The following is a 17,204-nucleotide window of genomic DNA, read 5'->3' on the forward strand; positions in this document are numbered from 1 at the left end:
ACGTGGTTTAAGATCCGCCCCCACCTTACCAGATCAAGGTGTCTTGAATGACGAGCACGGCCGACTTCGGAGCGGCGGTAGGAACCGCCAAGAGCGGACACCCGTCGGGGCTCTACGTCTTGTTCGGCGCTGAGATGTGGGAGCGGTTCAGTTACTACGGGATGCGGGCGCTCCTCGTCCTCTACCTCACAAAGCACCTGCACTTCGAAAAGAATGACGCCTTGGCCGTGTATGGGACTTACACGGGCCTCGTCTACTTGACTCCCTTGCTGGGAGGCTATCTGGCAGACCGGTTCCTTGGCCAGCGTAAGGCGATCTTGATCGGTGGCTCGCTGATGGCGCTGGGCCACTTCGCCATGGCCATCGAGTCGTTGCTTACCTTGGCTCTTGGGTTAATCATTCTGGGCAATGGGTTCTTCAAACCCAATATCTCCACGATGGTCGGCCAACTCTACCCGCAAAATGATCCTCGGCGCGACGGTGCTTACACGATCTTCTACATGGGTATCAACCTTGGAGCATTCTTCGCCCCCTTGGTTTGTGGTTCCCTGGGCGAAAGTAAGACATTCGGTTGGCACTACGGGTTCGCGGCCGCCGGTTTCGGAATGATTCTCGGCCTGATCACATTCACGGTAAAACAGAGTGCGCTTGGAATCACTGGTTACCCACCGAATCGGGCTGAGAGTGCCGAAGACCGTTTGTTCGCGATCGATTGGGTCCACATTGCGGTGTTGACCCTTGTGGGGGCAGGTCTGGTCTACCTTGCGATTCTTCCTGCGAAGGCGATTGAGCAATTGATCCCGGACCGTGGCCGTTGGCTCGTCCTGGGTTATTGGATCGTCTTGGCGTTTGCGATGATTGGAATCACTGGGCTTGTGACCCGTCAACGACCTTCCGGAACCGCGCGGGGCGGGAACGACGAGTCAGGGAAGCAGCAGGAACTCCTGGCTCAGCAGAGTCCGGAACGACTTGTTGCAGAGAAAGGGCGCAATGAGCCGTTCACCAGCATCGACGTCCAGCGCTTGCTCGTGATTGTGGTCGTCGCCTTGTTCTCCATCCTCTTCTGGATGGGATTCGAGCAAGCCGGAGGGACGTTCACCCTCTTCGCGGATCAAAAGACCTCGCGAGTGATCTTGGGGAAACCGTTCCCTGCATCCTGGTATCAGTCGATTAATCCTTTACTGATTTTCATCCTGGCCCCTCTCTTCTCGATCCTCTGGACCACCCTGGATCGGACGAGGCTCGCGCTGGGCGCCACGGCCAAGATGGGCCTCGGCCTGATCTTGCTCGGGCTCGGTTTCGTGGTAATGTCCAGGGCCGATCACAGAGCCGTGGGAGGGAGCCTCGTCGGCCCTCAGTGGCTGGCGTTTGTGTATGTCTTCAATACGCTGGGTGAGCTTTGCCTGTCCCCGATCGGCCTTTCGCTGGTCAATAAGCTCGCTCCGGCGCGGATCGCCTCGTTGATGATGGCGGTCTGGTTCATGTGTACGGCGTTCGCCAACTATTTCGCGGGCATGCTCCACCAGTGGATCGAGCAGACGAATGTCGATCTCTGGACGTTCCTGATCTGCACCTCAATCATCCCAGGCGTCATCCTGCTGGCTTTGACTCCCGTCCTCAAGCGGATGGGCCATGGCCGGATCTGAGCCAAAAAAACCGGAGGACAATCCGTGATGCGACCCATGCTGGGCATCCTGGCGATCCTGATGTTAACCACACCGCTTCTGGCAGCAGGCCGGCCCATGACAATCGACGACCTCCTGGCCGTGAAGTCGGTCTCCGACCCTCAGGTTTCGCCGGACGGCCAGTGGGTCGTCTACGTGGTTTCCGAACTCGATCGGGCGACCGATAAGACGAATAGCGACCTTTGGCTCGTCTCCACCCGTGGCGGCGATCCCAAGCGACTGACCACAGCGCCCGGGGCCGACAATCACCCGCGCTGGAGTCCCGACGGCAAGACGATCGCGTTCACATCGACCCGAGGTGGCTCGTCCCAGATCTGGCTTTTGCCCCTCGATGGTGGTGAGGCCCGGCCGCTCACGAAGCTGCCGATCGATGTGGCCGGTCCCATCTGGTCGCCGACGGGTGATCAAATCGCCTTCGCCGCCGAGGTCTATCCCGGCAAGACGCCGGACGAGACGGCCGCGAAGGACAAGGCGAAAGAGGCCGGCAAGAGCAAGGCCCTGGTGTTCGACCGCCTGATGATCCGTCACTGGAGTGCGTGGGACACCGGCAAACGGAACCATGTCTTCGTCGCCGACGTGAAAACAGGCGAGGCCGTCGACCTGACACCCAAACTCGAGGTGAACACGCCCCCTGCTCCATTCGGCGGCTCCGAAGAGTATGCCTTTTCCCCCGATGGGAAAGAACTCGCGTTTACCGCCGAGCCGCTCAAAGATCATGCCTGGTCGACAAACACCGACATCTGGATTGTTCCCACCCAAGGGGGCGAGCCAAAAAATCTGATGGCCGCGAACCCAGGCGGCGACGCGCAGCCCTCGTTCTCACCCGATGGGACGCGGATCGCTTGCCTCAGCCAGGCCCGTGCGGGTTTCGAGTCCGATCTGTGGGTTCTCACGGTCCGCAATCGTGCAGACGGGGCGATCGAATATCAGAGCAAGGCGCTCGATCAACCGGTTCTCTCATATCAATGGGCTTCGGGCCGTTCCCACGAGCGAACGTTCGAAGGGCGAATCTTTGCGGTGGTCGATGACCGAGGCACCGAATCAATCCTCGAGTTCATCTTCACCGCACCTGTTAAAAATGCGAATCAGAGCTATGTGCAGGTCAAAGGGGGAATCAACACCGCGGTTCAGTTCGCGCAGCCCGAGGAGGAGATCGTCTTCCTTCGCGGCGATGCAGCCCACCCCAACGAGATCTACAAAGCAAAGACTGATGGCAAGGGCCTGACCCCCCTCACGAACCACAACGGCCCCCTGCTCTCTCCGCTTGACCTGGCGAAGGCCGAGCCTTTCCAGTTCCCGGGCGCTGATGGTGACCAGGTCAGCGGCTGGTTGATTCGCCCTCCCGGTTTCGATCCGAAACAGAAATACCCGGTCTTGTTCCTGATCCACGGCGGCCCGCAAGGCGCATGGCATGACGAATGGCACGCTCGCTGGAACTACGCCATGTTCGCCGCGCCTGGTTATGCGGTCGTGGCGATCAACCCGCGAGGATCGACCGGCTACGGCCAGAAATTCACCGATCAGATCAGCCAGGATTGGACGGGCCGGGTTTATGACGACTTGATGTTGGGTCTTGACCACGCCCTCAAAGAATATCCATTTCTCGACGCGTCCCGGATCGCAGCGGCGGGCGGATCCTACGGCGGCTTCATGGTCAACTGGATCGCCGGTCACACCGATCGCTTCAAGGCCTTGATCAGCCACGCGGGGGTCTTTGACCTGACCAGCAAGTACGGCACGACCGAGGAACTCTGGTTTCCCGAGTGGGAGTTCGGCGGAACACCTTGGGACAAACCCGAGCACTACCGCGATCGCTCTCCCAGCACGTTCGTCAAGAATTTCAAGACGCCTACCCTTGTCATCCACGGCGCACTCGACTTTCGAGTTCCCGATGCCCAAGGCCTCGGAATGTTCACCGCCTTACAACGTCGAGGCGTCGCCAGTCGCTATCTCTTCTTCCCCGATGAAGGACACTGGATCGTCAAACCGGCCAACCGCATTGTCTGGTGGCGCGAGATCCAAGGGTGGCTCGCCGAGCATCTTAAAAACCAATAAGTGCTTTTTGTCAGACATGAATGAATCCGGAATCATTAGCCGTGGGCATTGCCCGCACTCTCAAGAGACGAGTCGAGATTGATGGCGAACACGCAAGCCGAACTTCGACCCATTGCCGACGTGGCCCGCGACCTCGGGATTGCAAAGGAGCACCTCGAGCCCTACGGCAGTGATAAGGCCAAGATCCAATTGGAGGCGCTCGCTACCGCGGAGCGCCCGCCGGGCAAGCTGATCCTTGTTTCCGCTATCACTCCGACTCCGGCGGGCGAGGGCAAGACGACCGTTTCCATTGGCCTTGCACAAGGGTTGAGGAAACTCGGGCGGCGGTCGGCCCTCGCCTTGAGACAGCCCTCCATGGGACCGGTCTTCGGCCGTAAAGGAGGCGCGACGGGGGGCGGCGCCAGTCGTCTTGAACCGTCGAACAAGATCAACCTCCAGTTCACCGGCGACTTTCACGCGATCACGGCCGCTCACAACCTCCTGGCCGCGGCAATCGACAATCGGCTCCATTTCGAGGACTCGATACTCGATCCCAGGAGCGTGCTCTGGAAGCGAGCGCTCGACGTCAATGACCGGAGCCTGCGACGCGTGATCATCGGGCTGGGCGGCTCTGGAAACGGAGTTCCTCGTGAGTCCGGTTTCGACATCACGGCCGCCAGTGAGATCATGGCGATCCTCTGTCTGGCCGATTCCCCGGCCGACCTTCGTGCGCGGCTCAACCGAATCCTGATCGGTTATACCACAGAGGGCCGGCCCGTCCTGGCGGGCGAGATGGGAGTGACCGGCTCCCTGGCGGCGATCCTCAACGAGGCGATTCTTCCCAACCTGGTCCAGTCGCGCGAGGGGACCCCTGCCTTCGTTCATGGCGGCCCGTTCGCCAACATCGCCCACGGCTGTAACTCGATCCTCGCCACCCGGATGGCCCTGGCCTTCGCCGACTATGCCGTGACCGAAGCCGGCTTCGCGTTTGACCTCGGCGGCGAAAAGTTCTTCGACTTGAAGTGTCGTGCCGGCGGCCTGAACCCTTCGGCCATCGTCATCGTCGCCACGATTCGCGCACTCAAGATGCACGGTGGACTCGCTCTGGACGCATTAACAACTCCCGATCCCTCGGCCGTCGAGCGAGGGCTGGAGAACTTGGCGGCCCACCTCGATAGCGCGGTTCACTTCGGCAAGCCAACCGTCGTCGCGATCAATCAATTTGCCGCCGACACGCCCGATGAGCTTGAGGTGGTCCACTCCTATTGCCGCAGCCGGCAAGTCGCCAGTTCCACGGCCAATGTCTTCGGCGCGGGGGGGGACGGCGCCAAGGATCTGGCCCGCATCGTGGTCGAGGCCACCAAGGCGCCTCCGACGCCTTACCAGCCGCTCTATCCGCTCGAGTGGTCCGCCGAGCAGAAGATCGAGCGGATCGCAAAGGTCATGTACGGCGCAGACGGTGTGAACATCCTTCCCGGAGCTGCGGCCAAGTTCCGCAAGGCCCGCAAGCTCGGTTACGGATCGCTGCCCCTCTGCATGGCAAAGACCCAGGACTCCCTTTCCGATAATCCCAAGCTGCGTGGTCGACCCAAGGGGTTCACCCTCACCGTCCGCGACGTGGAAATCGCCGCCGGAGCCGGCTTCCTGGTCGCCTTGACCGGGGATATCGTGCGGATGCCCGGCCTGCCGGAACGTCCCGCCGCCGAACGGATCGACGTCGATTCCGCCAGCCAGATCACAGGTCTCTCTTAGCCTATCGTGCGCGTCTGCGAAGCGAATCGGACTCGTGGGGTGGGCATGCAAGGCCCACCCCTCTTTTTTTCGTAAGCGCCGATTTCCAGCAATTGGCGTTGATCCGGAACTGTCTCGGCTTTGGATGGCCTTCGACCTGCCCCTGAGAATTGACTGACAATCCGAAATGTCAGTCGATTTCCCTCCTCGGAAACCAGACGGGTCCAGAGTTCGTTCCTGAATTAGGGGCGGAATCTGCGACAAACATCAAAGGTTCTCGTGCCAAGGATTGTGCTCGACAGTCCATAACGTCAACGTTCCGCACCGATCGGGGTGAAACGGAAGTCGCCGATTCCATTGGCGCGGGGTTTGCTTTCCAAGAGAAAGACAGTGGTTTTGCCGGGACACCCAGGTTCTGGACTTCCGGTGCGACGTCTTGCCCTTCGGCGCCGAGGCGTGTCAAGCAACCCCCCATGAGGATTTTCCGATGAAAAACATCGTTGGTATGTTCGCGTCGCGTGCTGAGGCAGAGAGCACGATCCGCCGCTTGAAGACGACCGGGATCGGGATGGACTCGGTCAGTATCGCGATGCGTGATCACCAAGAAGCGTCGGAGCTCGTGGAGACGACCGGCGTGGAGGACATGAGCGGTGAAGGGGCGAGCGCCGGCGTGGTCTCAGGCGCTGCGGTCGGCACATTGGTCGGCCTCGCGCTGGTCGGCAGCACCTTCGTCCTGCCGGGAATCGGAACGTTCTTGATCGGTGGTCCACTCGCGGCGGCATTGGCTGGAGCCGGCATCGGCGCCGCGTCCGGTGGACTCCTCGGCGCCTTGATTGGGGCCGGAATTCCGGAACCCGAAGCCCGGCATTATTCTTCCGGAATCGAGCAAGGACACATCCTCGTTTCAGCCGAGGTTTCCGACGACCTAGCTCCCGCCGTGGCTCGGATCTTTGATGAGGAAGGCTCACGGCGAACTCACACCACCTGATTGACGAGTCAATCCTCCGCGTCATTGCCCATTCCGATGTGGGCAATGACATAATATAGATTAAAAGACATGGGACGAAACCGGCGTAGAGATGGATCGTGTTTCGGTACCAAACCAAGGCGGGCCCCCACCGAGCGGGCCCGTAGAACATCACCGTGACACAGATCGCCCCCGCTGCAAGGACCACCCCGGTGAGCAGGAATACGAGGAACGGAGCGTACCAATTCCAACACACCCGTCGTCGCAGGTGCCGGCAGAACGCCAAAGCCGCCACGGTCCCCAGGCCCCATCCGACACATTGGCTATATATGCCGGCGAGGTCAGGGCGGTTCTGGGCCATACGGTAAGGAAGCCAGTAGGCCCACATGGAAGTGTCGGGGGGAACCAGGCGGTGAGTAACAAACGGAAGACAACGACCGCAGCAACGTCGGCCAAAGCAGCGGCGAGGCCGAAAATCAACAGCCAGTGCCCCGGCAGCCCAGGGTATGACTGATCGCCTTGTAGGCGGCGGGAAATCAGAACGCCGGTGCCCGTCAGCATGGTGCCGAAAGCGGATCCCATGGCCAGATTATAGGCCCCACTGAGGATGCGAGTCTTCACGGGCATCGGCCAGGGCGGCATCAATCCCCGGTACGCTGCGAACCCCAACGCACAACCCAAAACCCAGGCCGTCAAGTGGCGGACACCGACTTGATTTCCACGACGGGATGAGTTTTCTGTTCTGTAGGCCCGCATCGCGGCTTCCTCTTCGTGGTCGTTCCCATTTCACCCGACCCCATTTCTGCCTTCGACATCTGTAAGTCTTCCTTCCATGAAAAGCTCGTCGCGCTGGCCGATCCGGGAGAATTTCCATGCCGACTTGTTGCCATCGCCAAGACCGAATGGATTGTCTCCGCTCCTTCTCCATATAGCGGAAGCATATGCCACCAATAAACAATAATATTTTTGCAAACAAGCTCGTACTTGCTTTTGTGAATTGCGAGGATCTTCAGCTTGAAGATCTCGCCGTCCCAAAACCCATACGGCTGACGCTTCATCGTTTTGATCTGGTTATTGGTCCCTTCCATGGGACTGGATGCGATCTTCACGTCGTCGTAGGTCAAGAACCCACTCCGATGCGCACGCCCACGCCTGGTTTGCCTGGAACCTTGCAGTCATGATCCGTGGCCATTACGCTTAAATCGTCAACGTCGACATTTAATGCGTCAAGGAGATCGGTCGATGACGATCGAAGTGGCTTGTTCGTGCGGGCGCGTTCTGAAGGCCCTGGATTCAGCAGTCGGCAAGAAGATGCAAGTGATTCAGCCAGACGATCGAGATATCCAGTCCGGTGCCCAGTTTTGCCTTGCCCTGATCGGCGTGCTGATTCAAGTCCAGCAGGCAACATCGGAGGACAGACCGTTCTCCACCGCTTTAGGCACGATCGTCCTGATTTCGCTCGCGTGGATGCTCGGGATCATCCAGGTCTCATGCCCTATCTTGTTGGCAGTCGACGCGGCGAAGAACCTGCGGGCGATGCGGTATGAGGTGAAGCTATGACCTGTTCGAAGTGCGGGAAGAGGCAGGGCGTTCTCTCGCTGCTCTCGGCCGACTTAGGCGGGGCACCTTACATTTGTCCTGACTGCGAGGCTGTGAAGAGGGCCGAGGTCGAGCGACAGCGGGTAGATGAGGCGAAGGAGGAGGAACGCATCAAAGTTCTAGCTCGCCAAGTCATTATCACGACAACCCACTCGGTTGATGGCTATTACGTCAAGCGATACATTGGCCTGGAGAGCGTAGAATACGTGATTGGAACGGGGATCTTCTCGGAGTTGTCTACCGGGCTCGCTGACATCTTCGGCAAGCGGTCCACCGCATTTGAAGAGAAGCTCCAGACGGCGAAGAAAATCGCCACATCTACCCTGAAGGTTCGGGCCGCGAAGCAAGGGGCTAATGCGGTCGTCGGAATCGACATGGATTATGCGGAGTTCGACGGGAATCGAGTTGCCCTGATCCTAAATGGGACATTGGTTGAGATTGAACGGAGACCTGCGAGGGGATCTTAAACGGCTGGCGTCACGAAATCTCGCCCCGGCCTTCACCCGGGGCGTTTCTATGCGCCTTACGCCAGCCCTGGGGCCGCAATCCTACGCCGTATGACCCACCGAACAAACCTCGCCTGCTATCGCTGTCCATGAGACCTATTCAACGGGCAGTGAAGGGGCTCCTAGATCGGGACTTGACGCCCCGCCGGGGGCTGGCCGTTGGCGGCCTTCCCGTCGTCCTCCCTAGCCGAGTTTGGCCTTTTGATATTCGTGAGGAATGCCTTCACCACCAGGCTGATCAGGCAGGCGCTCAGAGGTACCGTATGCAAATGCCTATCGCAAGCTCACAAAAAAACCGCCCCTTCTTTGGAGATAAAGAAGGGGCGGCCAGGAAAGGATGAGGATGGCTGGTCAGAGCGAGCGCGTCTCGTCCTGAGCCTTGGCCTTAACTCATCACAAAATGCTTGCCGTCGTGGTGGGCTCGGTCAGGGTGTAGTTCCCCGAATCCGCCCCGACGAGGGTCAGGCCGGTGATAAACACAAGCTTGTCATCACCGATGTCCGGGGAATCAAAAACGCCCACGGCACCGCTGACGTTGAGCCCCACGTCATCGCCCGCAACGAAACCAACCAGTGAGGCGTTGGTGGTGTCGAGTGTGGCGTCCGTGTTGCCGTCGTACTCCTTGTCACTGGCTGTGATGCCGCTGACGGTCAAGGTCGCCGCCGTGATGTCCGCCGTCGCCGCGGGCGGAACGAGGATGTAATTCCCCAAATCGGCCCCCGTCAACACGAGACCGGTCACGACGACCGTCTTGTCCGTGCCAACGTCCTTCGTGTCGAAGTTGCCGGCGGCATCGCTAACGTCAAGCTCCACGTCATCGCCCGCAACGAAACCAACCAGTTGGGCGTTGGTGGTGTCGAGCGTGGCATCGGTGCTCCCGTCGTACACCTTGCTGCCGGCTGTGATGCCGCTGACGGTCAAAGTCGCCGCCGTGACGTCCGCCGTCGTCGTGGTTGGGGCCAAGACGTAGTTGCCCGCGTCGGCACCGCTCAGGATCAGCCCCAAGATCGTCACCGTCTTGGCCGTGCCAGCGTCTTTGGTGTCGAAATTGCCGACGGCACCGCTGACGTCGAGCTCCACGTCATCGCCCGCAACGAAACCATCAAGCAGAGCGTTGGTGGTGTCGATCGTGGCATCGGTGCTGCCGTCGTAGACCTTGCCGCTGGCCGTGACGCCGCTGACGGTCAAGGTCGCCGCCGTGATGTCCGCCGTCGCCGTGGGTTGAACCAGGACGTAGTTGCCCGCGTCGGCGCCGCTCAGGGTGAGGCCCGAGATCGTCACCGTCTTGCCGATGCCGGCATCCTTCGTGTCAAAGTTGCCCGCGGCATCGCTGACGTCGAGTTCCACGTCATCGCCCGCAACGAAACCAACCAGCAAGGCGTCGGTGGTATCGAGGGTGGCGTCGGTGCTGCCGTCGTACACCTTGTTGTTGGCCGTCACTCCACTGACGGTCAAGGTCGCAGCCGTGATGTCCGCCGTCGTCGTCGTTGAAGCCAAGACGTAGTTGCCCGCGTCGGCACCGCTCAGGGTGAGGCCCGAGATCGTGACCGTCTTGTCCGTGCCGGCGTTCTTCGTGTCGAAGTTGCCCACGGCATCGCTGACGTCGAGCTCCACGTCATCGCCCGCAACGAAACCATCAAGCAGAGCGTTGGTGGTGTCGATCGTGGCGTCGGTGCTGCCGTCGTACACCTTGTCGCTGGCCGTGATGCCGCTGACGGTCAAGGTCGCCGCCGTGATGTCTGCTGTGATCGTCGGCAGGATGAGCATGTATTTTCCGGCGTCGGCACCGGTCAAGCTCAGTCCCGTGATGATCACGATCTTGCCCGTGCCGGCGTCTTTCGTCTCGAAGCTGGCCGTAACACTGCTGACATCCAGCGTGACGTCGTCTCCCGGCCCCACACCTGACAACACGGCATCGGTGGTGTCGATCGTGGCGTCGGTGTTTCCGTCGTACACCTTGCCACTCGCCGTGATTCCTGTGATTGTGACGACACCGATGGATGCGGTGGTCGTCGGCTCCACGAGCACATAATTCCCGGCGTCGGCTCCGTTCAGCGTCAAGCCGGAGATCGTGACGACCTTGTCTAGCCCGATGTCGGGTGAGTCGAAGGTCCCCGTGGCATTGGTGGTATCCAACGCGACCTGGTCGCCCGGAACGGTGCCCACCAGGGCGGCATTGGTGGTGTCGAGGGTCGCGGCGGTCGTGCCGTCATACCCCTTGTTGTTCGCCGTGATGCCGCTGACGGTCAAGGTGGCCGCGGTGACGTCTGCCGTCGTCGAGGGTTGAACCAGGAGGTAGTTGCCCGCGTCGGCACCGCTCAGGGTCAGCCCCGCGACCGTCACCGTCTTGCCCGTGCCCACGCCCTTCGAGGCAAAGGTACCGGTTGCTCCCCCCGTGTTGAGCGTCAGATCGTCGCCAAAGACCACGCCCGACAGCGTAAGGCTACCGGTATTCAGCGTCGCGGCGGTCGTGCCATCATAGACCTTGTTATTCGCCGTGAGGCCATTGACAGTCAAGGTGGCCGCGGTGACGTCCGCCGTCGTCGTGGGTTGAACCAGGACGTAGTTGCCCGCGTCGGCGCCGCTCAGGGTCAGCCCCGCGACCGTCACCGTTTTGCCCGTACCCACGCCCTTCGAGGCAAAGGTGCCGGTTGCTCCTGCAGTATTGAGCGTCACATCATCGCCAGGGACCACGCCCGACAGCGTAAGGCTACCGGTATTCAGCGTCGCGGTGGTCGAACCATCATAGACCTTGTTGTTCGCCGTGAGGCCATCGACCCCGATCTGTGCTTTCGCGATGACGAGATAACCTGTCGCGACGCCGATGTAATTGGGGTTGGCAATCGACGCATTTACAATGTAGCTGCCAGCGGCTGTGGGGTTTGCCACCGGAGTGCCGTCCGCATCCAGGTACGAAACGGTGTATGCCAGACCCGAAGGGCTGGTCGTGACAGTGGCCGACTTGGCCGACCCGTCGTAGGTTTGGTCCAAATCCCCCAGGCTGACGGTTGCTTGCGCCTGGTTCACCGCCAAGGGGCCACCGGCGGCGTTCCGCTGGTAGGTGACTCCCCCCGCGAAGCTGGCGGTGATTGCGTTGGCGTAAACACCCGTGTTCAGGCCCGCCAGGCTGACGTTGGTGAGGGTCGCAACGCCTTGAGCATTGGTCGTGGCATTGCCGACGTTCTGGCCGCGGAGCAGGAAATTGACCGCCTGACCCGCCAACGGCGCACCATTGGTGGTCAGCGTGGCCGTGAGTGTCCCGTTGCCGCCGAACTCGCCGCTGGCGGACACGTCACTCAGGCTGGTCGCAAAGCGGCTGACCGTCAGCCGTCCTCGGCTGGAGCTACGCCTTTGCGTGGCGTCGCCTGCGAAGGTGGCGACAACTCCACCTGGATAATCGCCCGCCCGAATCCCCCGCAAGCTCGCGTTGGACAGGACGGCGACCCCCTCGTCGTTGGTCGTGGCCCTGCCGACGACGCGGCCTCTGACCTGAAAGCGGACGTTCTTACCGGCCAAGGGGGTGCCGTTGAAGGTCGTCAGCGTGGCTGTGAGCGTGGCCGTGCCGTCTCGAAGACCGCTGCCGGAAACGCTGGTCACGAGAGTCGGGGTTTTCCTGAACCGAAAAGCTTCTGCGCTAATGTCCGAGTTCTGGTTTGCTTGGATGGAAAGGCTGGTGACGTTCGCCTCCATCGGAACGGCATGTTCAAGGCTTGCGGCGGTCAACGAGGCGAGGGGGGTCGTGCTCAAGACGACACGCTCTTCCATCGGCTCCATCGACAACTGCTTTTTTGTCCGATGACGGCGCGTTGCTGCATCAAGCTGGGCCGACCTTCGGTTCCGATCGCTGCCAGGGCCGGACTGTTGCCAGAACTGAAACCATTCGTTCGCAAGATCAACAAGTCGAGACATCGGGAAAAACCTCCGAGAATAATGACCTTGAACGACTGAAGGTCACACCGGTTGGAAATACCAGTGCAACCATGAGCATTCCGCGTTCGGTTTGGACCTTCTCAAAAGGTCGTCCACCTCAGGCGGTGCGAATCCGCATTCCTGGTGATTCTCGAAAACAAAGGTGTGAGTCATTTGAATCCAGCAACCCTCGATGCCTCTTGTGGTACGTGAGCTCACCGAGGCCACCCGGGGACAGTGAGGGCTGAGCGGATGTGTTCTTTCCCAAAAAAGGCCTTGTGAACCCCTTTGCAAGCAGCGGATGCGGCTTACAGACGAGTTGGCCTGTTGGGGAGTGAGGACAGGGCATCAAGAACCCTTGAGCCAGAGAAATTCCGGGAGTGATCGATCGCGGCGCATCGCCGTAACGTCACCCGAAAAGGTGCGATTCACCGCCCGAAACTCATGGCAAGAAGCGAGGTGAGCCGGGAACCTTTCAACAAAGGAACCGGCAGAGTTGAGATTGGCTGGAAAGGCGAGAAATGATGGGAAAATGAAACTCTTGAAAGTGGCTGACAAGCCCCGACCAAGGTAAAGGACCCCAAAGGAATGGGTCGGCGAGGGTAAGGCTCGACGCGCTTGTCGGTGCCCGAACGGTGACCGTGTCATCCATGTCGGGCGTTTCGTCAAGCTGCGACGGCCCATCGGATCGATTCGACTTCTCTCCGCTCAACCGTGCCTTCGGAACCGGGGTGAAAACCGTTGCAGTCGAATCGACCGGATCCTGATCCTCCCCATCCGCCGTAACGGACTCCTGCGAATCAAAAGGCCGCAAAATCCGGTGGAGAATCAAGGTGGGAGCGAAGGGGTTGCACAGAACGTCGAACTCCAACCCCAAAACCGCCAAAATGGCGATCAGGAGGTGCGGAAACCGCCCCTTCTTCCCATGAAAAGAACCCATGAACGAGACCCCGGACCAGTGAGCTTTCACCCTCGTTTCATTCAATCCCTCTTTCCTTAAATGGGTCGGAATCCCATGAGTCCAAGGTGTAATGAATTTCTTAGTCTAAAACGCCTCCCGCCAGCCTCGATTCACCGGATCCTCCCAATCGACATGCCCTGCCAAATCCATCCCCTCACGCATTCTTTTTTCAGCGATTAGGCAAGCAAAAAAACTCCCCGAACCCGATACGAATTGATGACCATTGGGAGAGTATGGGCGACACCCAATCAAGCCGAGGCTCGCTTGGCTCTCCCATTGACGATTGGCCGTGTGTTCATTACAGGAAGAGTCGGACTCGCGCAAGTCGACCCTGTCTTCACGAAATCGCAGTGTCGAATCCATGCTGCTTGCGGTGAACGGGGCCGTCGAACGCTTTTGAGGATTTGAACAACTCGAATCGCCCGTCGCCAGCGACCTGGATGGTCGACTGTTCGATTCGAGTCTTCTCCTCAGCCGTCAGCGGCTTGAAGTCGCGGACAATCTTGAGGTTCTGGTCGAGAACCTTTTCCGAATCAATCCCCGATACCAAGGTTGAAATCGGCAGCGAGAGCACGTAGCGAAGGGCGTCCTCGACTGAGACCCCTGCTTTGGTGACGATGGAGCCATTGCCGCCGAGGCTCTTCATCGCCAGCACGCCGATCTGGCGTTCGAGGAGGACGGGCAGGACTTTCTTCTGGAAGCTGCGGTAATGCACGTCCATCACATTCAGGGGCATCTGCACGGTAGCCCACTCATAGGGCTTGCTGAGCATGTCGAGGTGGATGGACGGGTCTTTGTGGCCCGTGAAGCCGAGGTAGCGAACCTTTCCCTCTTTCAGGGCTTTGAGGCCTGCGTGAATTGCTCCGTCCTCGGCGAAGACCCAGCTCGGGTCGCTGTCGTAGACGATCTCGTGGAATTGCCAGAGATCCAGGTGATCGGTCTTGAGTCTGCGGAGGCTCTCTTCGAGATTCGACTGCGCATCCTTGACGTTTCGGCCACAACACTTGGTCATGAGAAACGTCTTGTTTCGTCTTCCCCCTTCGGCGAGCGCTTTGCCCATCCGTTCTTCGGCCACGCCATTGTGATAGTCCCAGCAGTTGTCCATGAAGGTGATCCCTTCGTCGACAGCCCGTTGGATCAGCCGAAGGCTTTCCTGCTCCGACAATTTCTGGGGGTTAGTGCTCGCATGACCCCCGAGACAGAGGACGCTGACCTTCTCGTCGGTACGGCCCAAGGGGCGAAGGAGAATGCCCCCTGGATTGGTTCCTTCCGGTGCCGCGGCACCGGACAACGCAGCGGCGGCGACTCCTGCGGCACCCGTCTGAAGAAATTCACGACGACTCGGTGAGTGTGGCTTCATCGGGATCGATCTCCAAGCGAATCAACGGACCGAACAGAGATCCTCGGCGCAGCTTGCTTTTTGAAGCAAGTCTTGCGCCGGGAATCTCAAGGTTCGATCCGCAATCGAAAGGGCCGATCGCGCAAGATCACTCAGGAGAGATCGCGGAATTCGCTATCCCTGGATGGCATTGGTCCGTCCCAGCGCGATGTCGAAATCACTGACGGCGGGCACGAGCATCGCCAGGCATGCGAACCCGTAGATCCCGACGCTGAAGAGAAAGGCCGCCAAGATGTCACCGTTGAGCAGGCTGATCACACAATAGAACGACCAGAACGGCGTGAGGAGAGACACCAGGGCGATGGCTCGCGAGGGATTTCTCGCGCCGAGGGAACCGAAAAGTGCGACGCTTCCCGCTCCAATGAAGATGAGGAAGCTGAGGAGTTGCCGGCCAAACTCCCGGTCACTCAGGAGAATCAGGCAGGCACAAACGAGGATCCCGACCATCAGGAAGAAGATGGTGCCCAGACTGTTCGCGACGGCGGTCCTGCTGTTGGTGTAGGTGATCGCCGCGTGCAGGCCGAGCATGGCCGAGAAGTGGACGAGAAGCGCGAAGTCGATGACGACGTAAAAGGCGGATTCATAGGACATCGCGCCTGTGATCGCAAACCAGATGGTCAGCAGGATCGGGAGGACGACCATCTCCTTCGCGTTATAGAGAACGCCGTAGAGTTTGCCGTAGATAAACTGCTTGGGCGTCAGTTCTGTCACGAGCAACAGGTCGAGGGCCCCCGTATCCCGTTCGCTGGTCAGGGCGGTGACCCCCTGAGCGTTGACCAAAACCAGGCTCAGGATCGCCAACGGGATCAATGTCTTGGCGGGCCGCCAGCTATCCTCGGCGACATCAGGGTTGCCGTAATAGAAGACCACGCCGAGGGCAAAAGCCAGAATATAGGCGCCTTTGATGATGAGGGGCTTGGTCCCGTAGGCGCGAGTCATTAACTCGCGCCAGAGAATCGGCCAGTCACCCCAAGGCTGACGGTACGAGCCGGCCGTTTTCAAGATCCGCCGGTGGCTTCGCCTCGGGACGTGCAGGCCGGTCGTTGCTTCGCCGACCTCGGCTGTCGCACGGGCTTGGTGTTCTGGCGTACCGGCTGAATTCGCTCCGACCGCCGCGGTCATCGAGGATGACGCGGCAGCACCGACAAGGACTGGCTCTGCGATTTCCTCGATCGCAACCAGCGACCCAACCTGTTCCTCGCCAGTCTCCCCTTCGCGTTGTTCGCGCGGCTCGTTATGCCCCGGATTCCAGACGCGGAGGAGGAACACGCCGGCCAGCAGAATCACCGCCGAGATCGCGGTGGCGACAAGCATGAATACGAGACTCGGCCGGGCCACCGCCTGCAACGATCCTTGATCCTTATAGAGAACAGAGAAGACCGCGCGATAAGGGTTGAGCGCCGTCGCCAACGGAACACCGAAAAGATTCAGGTCAGGGAAGAGATAGCCAATCGCCTCGACACCCGCTAAAGAAAGGACGACGAGCAGGACGGTGAGCGCTAACGATTGAAACGTCCGATCACGTCCCAGGGCGACGAGGAGACCGAGGGCACCGCCCGCTAGCCCTGCGGCAGCGGTCACGCCGAGGATGTCGAAGATTTGCCCGGGCGCGATCCCCCCGAGCAGCATGCAGAGAAAGAAGACAGGCGCCGCAAGCGCCAGCAGAGTACCTATCTGAAGGAGGCTGGCCACCAGTTTGCCGAGGACGATCTCCGTATCTCTCAGGTCGGTCATCAGGAGCAGGATGAACGTGCGCCTGTCTTTCTCGTGCGCGACGGCTGTCGCAGCCGAGAGAGGGGCGAAGAAGAGCATCAGAGTGAGCTGAATCAGCACGAAGAACTGGAACAAGATCCCACTGAACCGGGCGAGAATGCCGAATTCATGAATCTCGCGCCAACCGATCAGAGACTGCCAGACGGTCCACATCAAGACGAAGAGCAGCCCGACATACGCGGCGCGTGCGACGTAAAACCGAGCGGGGCGTGGAGCAGTGATGACCTCGCGAGCGATGATGGGTCCAGCGAACAAGAGCAAGCCTCCCAATGTCGACGGCGCGGACGTGCCGACAAGAAACCCTCGACGAGCCCTGGCGGGGATTACGACGAAAAAGGGAAGAATGTTCGGTCGCCCGCAAACGGCGACCGGAATAATCCACGCTCAAGAGATAGACGCCCCAGGACGTCCAGGCGCCTTGGCGGCGAGGAACGAGGCGGGTACTCCTCAACGATTCCCATCCTTCTGAGTTTACCAAACCTGAGGGGCGATACCAAAGTGGCGCTCACCCCACGTTGCCCTGAAATCTGGGCCTCCTCGAATTCTTCACAGACCGATTGGGGAGCGATCACCGAGTCGAGTTGCTTCAAGCCCGAGGAAATGCCAGACTCGGTGGGGAGAGGAGACATTGACGGCTGGC

Annotated in this window: 10 protein-coding genes; 6 read left to right on the forward strand and 4 right to left on the reverse strand. The window is 60.0% G+C overall.

Going from position 1 to position 17,204, the window contains the following annotated elements; translation table 11 throughout:
* Positions 1–47 precede the first annotated feature (47 nt).
* The 4 genes from SINAC_RS28600 to SINAC_RS28615 all read left to right on the forward strand — a co-directional run bounded on the left by SINAC_RS28600 (position 48) and on the right by SINAC_RS28615 (position 6,438).
* Positions 48–1,646, forward strand: a complete 1,599-nt coding sequence (locus SINAC_RS28600; protein WP_015249053.1) for a peptide MFS transporter — start codon at positions 48–50, stop codon at positions 1,644–1,646.
* A gap of 27 nt (positions 1,647–1,673) precedes the next feature.
* Positions 1,674–3,740 (forward strand): alpha/beta hydrolase family protein, encoded by a 2,067-nt coding sequence (locus tag SINAC_RS28605; protein ID WP_015249054.1) that lies wholly within the window; start codon positions 1,674–1,676, stop codon positions 3,738–3,740.
* An 81-nt stretch (positions 3,741–3,821) separates the two neighbouring features.
* Positions 3,822–5,471, forward strand: coding sequence for a formate--tetrahydrofolate ligase (locus SINAC_RS28610; RefSeq protein WP_015249055.1), 1,650 nt, complete (start codon positions 3,822–3,824; stop codon positions 5,469–5,471).
* Positions 5,472–5,937: 466 nt separating this feature from the next.
* A complete protein-coding gene (locus tag SINAC_RS28615) occupies positions 5,938–6,438 on the forward strand; it encodes a general stress protein (protein WP_015249056.1) in 501 nt (166 codons plus the stop codon).
* A gap of 671 nt (positions 6,439–7,109) precedes the next feature.
* Here SINAC_RS28615 and SINAC_RS28620 read toward each other — a convergent pair.
* Positions 7,110–7,592 carry a transposase gene (locus tag SINAC_RS28620; RefSeq protein WP_154673829.1) on the reverse strand — a complete coding sequence of 161 codons (483 nt, stop codon included), beginning with the start codon at positions 7,590–7,592 and terminating at the stop codon, positions 7,110–7,112.
* 67 nt (positions 7,593–7,659) lie between these two features.
* Here SINAC_RS28620 and SINAC_RS28625 point away from each other — a divergent pair, with 67 nt between their 5' ends.
* Both SINAC_RS28625 and SINAC_RS28630 read left to right on the forward strand, forming a co-directional pair.
* Positions 7,660–7,977 (forward strand): hypothetical protein, encoded by a 318-nt coding sequence (locus SINAC_RS28625; RefSeq protein ID WP_015249058.1) that lies wholly within the window; start codon positions 7,660–7,662, stop codon positions 7,975–7,977.
* The gene (locus SINAC_RS28630; protein WP_015249059.1) at positions 7,974–8,483 is read left to right on the forward strand and encodes a YbjQ family protein; all 510 of its coding nucleotides are present in this window, start codon (positions 7,974–7,976) and stop codon (positions 8,481–8,483) included. The genes SINAC_RS28625 and SINAC_RS28630 overlap by 4 nt, the downstream gene beginning before the upstream one ends.
* A 432-nt stretch (positions 8,484–8,915) precedes the next feature.
* On the opposite strand, the gene SINAC_RS28635 is transcribed toward SINAC_RS28630, so the two are convergent.
* From SINAC_RS28635 to SINAC_RS28650, 3 genes are all read right to left on the reverse strand, one after another.
* On the reverse strand, positions 8,916–12,287 hold the full coding sequence (locus SINAC_RS28635) for a beta strand repeat-containing protein (protein WP_237722777.1): 3,372 nt from the start codon (positions 12,285–12,287) through the stop codon (positions 8,916–8,918).
* Between the two features lie 1,442 nt (positions 12,288–13,729).
* Complete coding sequence (locus SINAC_RS28645) at positions 13,730–14,752, reverse strand: aldo/keto reductase (protein WP_015249062.1); 1,023 nt, start codon at positions 14,750–14,752, stop codon at positions 13,730–13,732.
* Positions 14,753–14,905: 153 nt separating this feature from the next.
* Complete coding sequence (locus SINAC_RS28650) at positions 14,906–16,819, reverse strand: ABC transporter permease subunit (RefSeq protein ID WP_015249063.1); 1,914 nt, start codon at positions 16,817–16,819, stop codon at positions 14,906–14,908.
* Between the last annotated feature and the right edge of the window lie 385 nt (positions 16,820–17,204).

This window comes from Singulisphaera acidiphila DSM 18658, from assembly GCF_000242455.2.
Lineage (GTDB): Bacteria > Planctomycetota > Planctomycetia > Isosphaerales > Isosphaeraceae > Singulisphaera > Singulisphaera acidiphila.